This window comes from Leptolyngbya sp. FACHB-711 (genome assembly GCF_014695615.1).
Lineage (GTDB): Bacteria > Cyanobacteriota > Cyanobacteriia > Elainellales > Elainellaceae > Leptolyngbya_A.
In genome coordinates this window covers 1-9,127 of sequence record NZ_JACJOR010000351.1, presented here as the reverse complement: position 1 = coordinate 9,127, position 9,127 = coordinate 1, and the positions used below count along the sequence as shown (strand labels likewise).

General features: G+C 47.7%; 7 protein-coding genes. 2 read left to right on the top strand and 5 right to left on the bottom strand.

Annotation, left to right across the window (positions count from 1 at the left end):
- Together H6F80_RS14565 and H6F80_RS14560 are read left to right on the top strand one after the other, a co-directional pair.
- Positions 1 to 849, top strand: an 849-nt coding sequence (locus H6F80_RS14565) for a GAF domain-containing sensor histidine kinase (RefSeq protein ID WP_190792254.1), incomplete at its 5' end; no start/stop codon positions are given.
- A complete protein-coding gene (locus H6F80_RS14560; RefSeq protein WP_190792253.1) occupies positions 850 to 1,242 on the top strand; it encodes an ATP-binding protein in 393 nt (130 codons plus the stop codon).
- Positions 1,243 to 1,356: 114 nt separating this feature from the next.
- Here H6F80_RS14560 and H6F80_RS14555 read toward each other — a convergent pair whose 3' ends face one another.
- The 5 genes from H6F80_RS14555 to H6F80_RS14540 all read right to left on the bottom strand — a co-directional run bounded on the left by H6F80_RS14555 (position 1,357) and on the right by H6F80_RS14540 (position 8,390).
- Positions 1,357 to 3,423: a hybrid sensor histidine kinase/response regulator gene (locus H6F80_RS14555; protein ID WP_199296585.1), complete on the bottom strand. Its 2,067-nt coding sequence runs from the start codon at positions 3,421 to 3,423 to the stop codon at positions 1,357 to 1,359.
- A 198-nt stretch (positions 3,424 to 3,621) separates the two neighbouring features.
- The gene (locus H6F80_RS30420) at positions 3,622 to 3,747 is read right to left on the bottom strand and encodes a hypothetical protein (RefSeq protein WP_277879159.1); all 126 of its coding nucleotides are present in this window, start codon (positions 3,745 to 3,747) and stop codon (positions 3,622 to 3,624) included.
- A 641-nt stretch (positions 3,748 to 4,388) separates the two neighbouring features.
- A complete protein-coding gene (locus tag H6F80_RS14550; RefSeq protein WP_190792251.1) occupies positions 4,389 to 4,613 on the bottom strand; it encodes a hypothetical protein in 225 nt (74 codons plus the stop codon).
- A gap of 478 nt (positions 4,614 to 5,091) precedes the next feature.
- The gene (locus tag H6F80_RS14545) at positions 5,092 to 7,041 is read right to left on the bottom strand and encodes a primary-amine oxidase (protein WP_190792250.1); all 1,950 of its coding nucleotides are present in this window, start codon (positions 7,039 to 7,041) and stop codon (positions 5,092 to 5,094) included.
- 332 nt (positions 7,042 to 7,373) lie between these two features.
- Positions 7,374 to 8,390 carry a helix-turn-helix domain-containing protein gene (locus H6F80_RS14540; RefSeq protein WP_190792249.1) on the bottom strand — a complete coding sequence of 339 codons (1,017 nt, stop codon included), beginning with the start codon at positions 8,388 to 8,390 and terminating at the stop codon, positions 7,374 to 7,376.
- Positions 8,391 to 9,127: the final 737 nt, after the last annotated feature.

The following is a 9,127-nucleotide window of genomic DNA, read 5'->3' as shown; positions in this document are numbered from 1 at the left end:
ACGGCAGCAACTCAGGTACAGCGCGTCCTGGAATGCGATCGCGTCATGATCTACCAGGTTACTTCGTCTAATCATCCTTCCCGTCATTCATCTAGTCATCGGTTCAATCATCAATCAAGCAATACTGAGTTCCTGCCTGCCTTAATCAAACGGTTTGAAACAGGGTTGAGCAGGGTTCATGATCCGATTCAACAGTTTGTTTCTTTCCTATCTGAAAATTATTCACTGGGTTGCAAGACAAGTTCAACAACTTGCTTGAATCAGTCTGCTGAAGTTTCGACAGCGATTTCAGGCAGCGGTAAAAAAGAAACTTATCTTCTGGCTCCTATCCTGCTTCCGTCTTCTGCTGATAATTTAGCTTCGCAACGCTCTTCTTTTGCAGTTTGGGGTTTGCTAGTGGCGTGCCAGAATTCAAGCCAGCGGCAGTGGCAGGTTGATGAAGTCAGTTTCCTCAAGGATTTTGTCAATCAATTGGCGATCGCTCTGCAACAGTCCAATCAGCTTACGGAGACGCTGGAGGCATTAGCGACTGAAAAGCAGCTTAACGCCGTTCGATCGCAGCTTGTATCAACCGTTTCCCACGAATATCGATCGCCCCTGGCAGTGATTCTGGCAGCCGCCTCAACCCTGAAACTCAGTAGCAGCAAACTCACTGAATCGAAACAGCAGCAGTTTTTGCAAACCATTGAAGATGAAGCCCGGCAGATGACTCGGCTCGTTGAAGATTTGCTGCTGCTTGAGAAGTTTGAAGCGGGCGAAGCCAAATTTTCCCCCCTGCCATTCGAGTTACTGCAATTTATCTCAGATCTGATCGATGAGCAGCAAACTCGGCTTAAAGATCGCCAATAGTTGACCTTTAAGATCTCAGGCAATACCAAAGGCTTCTGGGGTGATCAGCAGCTCCTGCGGTTGATTTTGATTAATCTGCTGCTGAATCCAATCAAATCCTCACCTTCCGGCAGTGAGATCGAACTGCATCTTACCGGAAACAGCACTCATATTGCGATCGAAGTAAAAGACAAAGGAACCGACCTCCCCGCTGGGGAACAGGTGCTTCAATCTGTCAGGAACAGCAGCAAGGACAGTGACGGCAGCGATTTCGGTACGATTTCGGCTAATAGTCTAAATTTGGCGATCGTACAAGCCTGCACGCAGTTGCATGGTGGCGAAATCTCATGGGTGAGTCCAACCGGGAAAGCAGCACAATTCACTGTTCGTTTACCAAAGCGAATCGTCGAGTGATGTGAGGTAGGATATGACCCTGGTAAAGGTAAATTGAGCATTCTAGAATTTGTTGAGAAGAGATTTGAACAAAGCATCGATGACCAAATTGGCGGTGATCGCATTTGAATGCTTTTATTTAAGCCGTTGATTTAAGAGAACCAGTAAATCTTCTGCCGTATAGGGCTTCAGCAGAAAATCTGTCACTCCTACTTCTCTGGCAAGGCGATCGTTCACTCCTAATCCACTCACGGCAATAATCTTGACTTCAGGATTCATTCGCTGCAAGGTACGAATTGTCGTAACGCCATCCATTGCAGGCATCATCATGTCAATCACAATTCCTCTAATTTCAGCCTTATGTTGAGCATAAAGGGCGATCGCGTCAATGCCATCGCAAGCTTTTAGAACTCGATATCCATGCATCTCCAAAGTCATTTGAGAAGCTTCGCGAATGTACGGTTCATCATCCACAACCAAAATCAGTTCTCCGTGTCCAGAAGGAAGCGTTTCGGGTTCGACACGTTCAGTTTCTACCTGCGGTGAGGCAGGAATATAAACTCTGACCTGAGTTCCTTGTCCGGCTTCACTGTAGACACTCACAAATCCACCATGACCCTTGACAATTCCGTTAACTGTAGAAAGTCCCAGTCCGGTTCCTTTCCCGTCTTCTTTGGTTGTAAAAAACGGCTCAAAGATGTGCTCCATGACCTCTGGTGGAATGCCAGTTCCCGTATCGGTCACCGTGATCGCAACAAAACGTCCAACTTTCGCTTCCAAGTTCATTCGTGCATAGTGTTCGTCTATCACCATATTTTGAGCGGTAAAACTGAGTTTGCCGCCTTCAGGCATTGCATCACGAGCGTTAACCGCAAGATTCATCAACACTTGATGCAGTTGAGTCGGATCAGCAGTCACAACCCAGAGCTTCGGGTCGAGATTGAGTGAAACCTGGATTGATTTCGGAAAAGTTTGCTGCGCTACTTGTCTGATCTCCGACAGCAGGTGCTTGACTTGCAGGGGCGTACGTTTTCCTTCTATCCCACGCGCAAATGACAATACTTGCCTAACCAGGGCAGCACCGCGCTTGGTACTGTCTTCGAGAATGTCAAACAATTGCTGTGCGCCTGAATCGGCATCAGGAAACTTCAGCGGCAGCAGTTGAGCCACTGCCAAAATGGGCGTGAGAATATTATTGAGGTCATGAGAAATACCGCTTGCAAGCGTACCGATGCTTTCTAAACGCTGGGCGCGTAGAAATTGAGCTTCAAGCTGTTTTTTCTCAGTAATGTCGGTACTGACGACGAGAATTGATTGGGGACTGCCCGCTTCATCGCGAATCAAGTTCCAGCGGCTTTCAACCAGGATTTCTTTGCCCGATTGAGTTGTCTGTCGCAATTCACCCTGCCATTCACCCTGCTGGCCGATCGCTGTATGAATCGCTTCAAGCTGGGAATAATTCTCTGACTTGTAGAGCAGATTCTTCACGCTGCTGCCGATCGCTTCACTTGCCGTCCAGCCATAGAGCTGCTCTGCGGCGCGATTCCAATACAGAATATGCTGATTCAGATCTTGAACAGTAATCGCATCCGTGCAAATATCAAGCAATGCTGCCTGTTCACGAATCTTTTGTTCGGCAATTTTGCGCTCTTTCAGTTCAGTTTCGAGCTGCTGATACAGTTCAGCTTGTTGAATCGCGATGCCGACGTGAACTGCGAGCTGCTTGAGCAAATCAATTTCAATTTTCTGCCACGGGCGAGGTTCCGAGCAATGATGGGCAATCAGCAGCCCCCACAAGTGGTCTTGTTGCAGAATGGGAACTACCAGATTCGCTCGAACCTGAAACTGGGTCAGCAGCTCCAGATGGCAGGGAGTGAGTCCAGCCGCGTAGATATCGGCTTTGGCAGTTACTAGCCCGGCGCGAAAAGGCTCGATGTATTGTTCTGAAAAGCAGGAATTGTGAATCGTAGTCGATCGAATGGCAGCCCAATCTGAGCCAACCGATTCTACGTCTACTGTCCCACTCCAATCGGGATTAAATCGAAAAATAATCACGCGATCGGTGTGCAAAAATTGCCGCACCTCATCCACCGTCGTTTGCAGAATCGTGTCGAGATCAAGGGACTGCCGGATTCGGAGTGCGATATCGCTGATAAGTCGATCGTGTTCTAACTGCTGTCCTAGCGACAGATGAACGGTCATGCAAATTCCCTTATGAAGTGATGGAGCTGTAACCGAGCAATCACAAGCTAGACTGTGGAGCGATGTAGATACAACTGCCTGCTTGGAGAAACGACACAGAGACCAGATTCGGGAATTCATCACTCAATACTTTCTGAAAGAGGATGCAAAACTGCGATTCTTATCCGATTGTCACCCTTCAGCATTGATCGCTAAAGACTACTGAATTGGCAGGAATTGTTTCAAGCCTACCTGAGAGGCAGGTTTCTTTTCGATCGATGGCATTTCCTGCCAGCAGTGACGACAAAACCAATACACTTGATGACGCTGAACTTGACGCAGCATTAGGCTAGAGCAACAGGGGCAATGTGACATAGAGAACCTTCCAAAAAGAAAAACAGCGAAGGGCATAAAACAGAAACAATACTCAATCTTCGATGAGCAAAAATCTTTAAGATTTGAACTTGAGTAAAGAAAGTAAAGATTCAGTAAGCGTATCAACAAAAACCATTTTACATTGAAGTATTTTTTCGGAGAAACAACAAACCTAAAGAAATGTATGCACAATGTAACAACTACAAGTTCTTTGAACCATTGCAGCCCAATTGCTTGCTATCTGTTCAATGTTCTGCTTAGGTAAAGCGTTTAGTCTTTAAACTCGATCGAAGGTTTATCCCAATTTATTGCCTGGTGAGCAGGCGATTGCAAGGGGGGATACTGGCTCATAAAGCACTAGATTTCTGTTGAGCAATATGTTGAGCAATATTTAGAACAGCTTGAGTGCACCGATCGGGTAGAGGATGATCGGGCGACTGCCAGAATTAAACAAATACAGCAGTTTGGCAGCGAATTACCTCTTCGAGAAAACGTCCCCTTTTAAGGCTCAGGCAAACCAAAATCAGCCAGTGAAATTTGATGGATAGTTACACTCGCGAGGACAAGCGCTTCTAAAATTTTTTGCGACAGAACCCCTTTTTGTCGCCCCGTCAGATTTTGGGCATTTCGCTGAATTTAAGATGAATTGCTTCAATATCGTCCCGAATTTCCTGGATCACATTTGGAGAGCGCATCCGCAGGAAAGTAAACCATTCTGTCCCGATCGCCAAATACAGCAAGAACCGATCAGGAAAGAGATTGAAGGGGGCAGAAGGAAGGGGAAACAGGCTGGCTTCACCAGGAATTCCGATGCTGCTAATCAGTGGAATGAGCATAATCATAACGCCAACGATCCCATAGACAATCAGAAAACGGGAGACGGAATGATGCTAATTTAAGGACAGCAGCCCTTGGGCAAAATTGGCAAACCCACAGAGAACCGTCATCCCTCTAAACAAATAGGCGGCGATCAATGCCCAGCCCGTAATCACACCGGTGTTGGTTCCAGTCCTTTTGCAATATACGTATAAAGCGAACCGGGCGAAGCAGAGCGACGGACAAATTGATTAATGTTTAAGCCGACAAACACCAGCCCCAGCGTTGCGATCGCATAGGTAAACCACGTCCCGTCCCCGCACTGGCAAATAGAAGAGCGATAGTGAGGGCAGGAGTTGCCCTCGGCGCAATATTGGCGATCGATTAAGCGAATACTTCCGAAAACGCTAAATAGCCAGAACGTAAATCGGAGGTAGCAATGGCGGTAGGAAGCTTATCGTGAGTATCCATCAGAGCGTCTTTGAGGATGAATTTGTTTTAGTGACACTTGTGCTTTGCAGGCGAGGGAGGGACGTCGTTAGACGGGTTGAGATCAAAGAAATTCACAGGCTTGAGCATAAAGCCAATATAGGAGACAGGCATTACGGGCCAATCTTCGCAGCGGGGAATATGGTTATGGTTGAAGGTGTACCAGAGAACGAGATCGGTGTCTTCGAGCGATTCATTTGCCTGCGTCCATTGCGGCAATCCTTCACCGCCGGAATGCTGGTTGGGATAATTACCTGCGGGGAACCGCTCTTCAGAATCGTAGGGCGTCACCCACAAATGCTTCAACATATAGCCACCCCGCTGCATTACGCTGGATTCAGGATGAGCAAAGGGCAGCCCGTTCTCGCCGTGAACAAGCTTGTAGCCCACCGGATAGCCCATGCGATTCTGCACTGAGGGATTCACAATCTTCCAGTAGCGTGCCTTAAAGGGATCGATGAGCCGCTGTGCTTCCTGCTCGGTGGATAACAGCGTAGATTTCGCGTAGAACGCATTGCCATAGGGATTGTTTTCATCCATTGGAACAGCTTCGGTATCGACTTCGTACACAGAATTATTCATGCCGTCGATCGACATATCCATACGAACGCAAAAAACGTGCTGATGGTTAGGAGCGTAAAGCTGGGGGGTCAGTTCGGTGCCATAAACGGGCTTTTCTCCCGGCATCACGGCTCCAGTCGTCATCATGCCCGTTAGCTTCACTTCGTACTGAATCGTGCCGTCTTGATAGAAGTACCAGAAGAAGCCATATTCGTAGTTGCCGACGGTAGCAATGAAAGAGAGAACTAAGCGACGCGATCGCCGTACTTCTACCTGATCGGTGCGCCAGTCAGTATGCTTCCAGAGGATGCCGTAGTCCTCTTCGTGCATACAGATTGCATTTTTAATCTCCACGATCTCGCCTCGCGTGTTTGCCATCACCGCATCGAAATAGCGAATCTCACCCAGGCAGTCGCAGCCCAGCTTGAGGGAGTTTGCCAGGGTGCCGACGCCGTATTCTCCAACATCAAAGGCATTCTTGCGGCACTGAGTAATATTGGTGTCGCCATAGGGAACCGTCATTTCCACCAGAGAGGCGCGATAGAGGATGGGACGCACCCGACCCTGGTCTTCGTAGCCCACGGTGTACAGCACCAATCCTTCACGCGGCGTAAAACCAATTCGCATCCGCCACTTTTGCCAGCGAATCTCGTACCCGTCTATGACTTGGAAGCTCGGACCCTCAGGCTGAATAATTTCTAGCGGTTTCAAATCAGTCCGCAGGTCTTTCACAGACTCACTGGTGTAGTTGCTCGGCTCAGTCGGTACCGGAATCAGGGCATGGTCTTCAACGCGCACGACTTCCATTGCATTGAGATCAACAATCACAATCAGCCCATCGATGGGGTGAGCATACAGGTTATCGGTGGGATTATTGCGAACCCAACATAGTGCCCTCGATAGCCGCCGTCCCTGATCGCCTGCGAGGTCATCCTCGTACCATCCTGCTGACCAGGGATCAACGCACACCAAATCCATATCGGTAATGCCGCGCTTTCGCACCGCTGCCTGAAATTCAGGATTCGCTTTAACGGTTGCTTCGCAATCAAAAAATTCGTCCAGCGCAATCGGCGGCTGTGCATCGGGGATGTGTATCCAAGACACCACGGACTGGACAGTAAGAGACACGATCGCCTCATAGGTGTTCCCAGTTGCATTATCCAGCACAATGATGAAGGCTTCTCGCTCAAACGGCATTCCCAGCTCAAAGCTAAGGACGACGTTTTTAGACGGCTCATGCAGCGTGGTCGAAATAAACCGAACCCGATCGCCCAGCGATTTCTCTGCTTTAAGAATGGCGAGTGCTGCCAAAATCTCTGCTGCACTCAACGGCTCTAGAGGATGAACAGCCGCAGAAGGAGCAGTTCGCGCAGAGGGAGAATTGTAAACAGCAGTCATGATCAAAGTACTCCTTCAATAATCCAGTTAAATGGTCTTTCCTGTAGCAGACGGGTTCAAATAAACTTATTGCTGAACAGCAAGTCGCTGAACATGATTAAATGCAAAATGCTGTGAGCATCGGAAAATGAGCCAAGTCTTGCAACTCATCCTTTGGAGATGCTGTCAAGAACATGATTCGTAGGAGATGCTAGAAAAACAATGCCAATTAAGCTGTTCTCAATCGATAGCGAACAATATCAACTCAACATGCTGACTTAATTTAGAATTACTTTTCTAATGTGCGTTATCCAAAATTGGCAAATTCTAGCAAAAGATGACAAGCAGCAAATTCAGTAGCGGAGCGCACTGTTTTTTAACGTCACTGACGGTAACTCACCAAACATTTGACGGTACTCTGATGAAAATCGACCTAGATGCCAAAATCCCCATTTTGCAGCAATATCGCCAACGGTTATTTCAGCAGAACAATTAGCACGTAGATCCCTCCGTGCATGATTTAATCGAATGACTTTAAGATACCGTACAGGGTTAATATCCAGGACGTCCTGAAAGCTATATTGCAAAGTTCTACGACTAACATTCAGTGCCACACAGAGATCGGTGACTGTAACCGGCTCCTCAATATGCTCTTCAAAATAAGCCTTTGCTCGCTCTACCACTTGACGACGAGACGGGGTCAAAACAAGCGGACGTGGAGCAGACTGTAAACTTTCAAGCACGGTGATCAAGTTCCAGAGCAGGTCTTGTGCGAGAGCATGACGCAGGTTGGTATGTTGTAACTGATGAGGAGCCGTGCAAATTGAATCCAGGACATTCAGGAGAAATGTTCGCCATGCGCTGATCACAAACGGATTTGGTGATCGCACCCCGCTTCCCTGAAGAACCCGGAGCAAATCTAAATCTGCGACCTGTATCACGTATTTCTGTAATAGTTCTGGTGGAAGCACTATGGTCACAAGATCACAGTAACGAGGGGAACAGAAATCCAGCGAGTCATCTGCCCGTAAAATCATGCAGTGATTACAGTCAACCGTCTGACCCGAAAACACAGCCCGCCCTTCCATCGCGATCGGCACTGCTAAAACATCACATCCAGGGCGAGGCGAACCCGTTTGATACAGATGTTGATGGGTCGTTTCCCGAAAAAGCTGGATGCCATTGAAACAAAGGTCAACGGTACGACCTAGAAACGCTCCGGCAGAAAGCTGTTCATAAGTTTGGTTCCATCCGTCAAGGCTGTTTGCCTGCTCGTCGATATCTCTGGAGATTCGAGAATTAATCGAAAATGCCTCGCTCTCAACGGACAGACGATCTCTGGTTTTATTCTGAAGCTGATGAGGCAACATAAAAGCGGAGCGTGAATAGCGAATCGTTTATTTAGTCCAGTAGCAACCAAGTTAAACAAACCGCAACAGGTTGTTTGTGTTACAAACTACTTTCTGAGGTAATTGAAGCGACGCTGTCATAAAATGCAATTAGCCCAAAATGCTTGCTCTGACCAAGATACAGTGAACCATTAATAAACCTTCTGCATGAATCAGAAAAGATGGATTAACTGAATCTTGGCAACGAGACTGAAGCCTTTTAATGTAATGCGGCATGAACGGTTTTTGGAGTCCCATCATGAGACCTCAAGGCGACTCCGACTCTTGCTCAATCACACTCTTTAACAAAAGGCATCACGACTGAAATGAGCCTCAGTCGAGCCGGGGGAGCCAAACGAGGACAATGCAGAACACAAAATACTTCTCGCCGATCGCCCCAATCATCGAGGCATTTTTATCCCGCTGTTGTGGACATTTCCCAACCACTCGTTGCCATACCCAGTTGTGATTAAGTCTTGCATGAATTCCCCTGGTGGGTACTGCACATCGTTATTGCTACGAGTTTAACTAGTAGTCTGCCAAGGGAACTTTGCCTGGTGGGGTTATTTCTGGTAAGGTGACTCAAATCCAGGAAGATCATTATGGGTCAGAAGCGTTACATCGTCGATTTAACGGATGCCGAAGTTCAACAGCTAGAAACCCTGTTGAGGACTGGAAAGCACTCGGCTCGCAAACTGACCCGTGCCCGTATCTTGTTG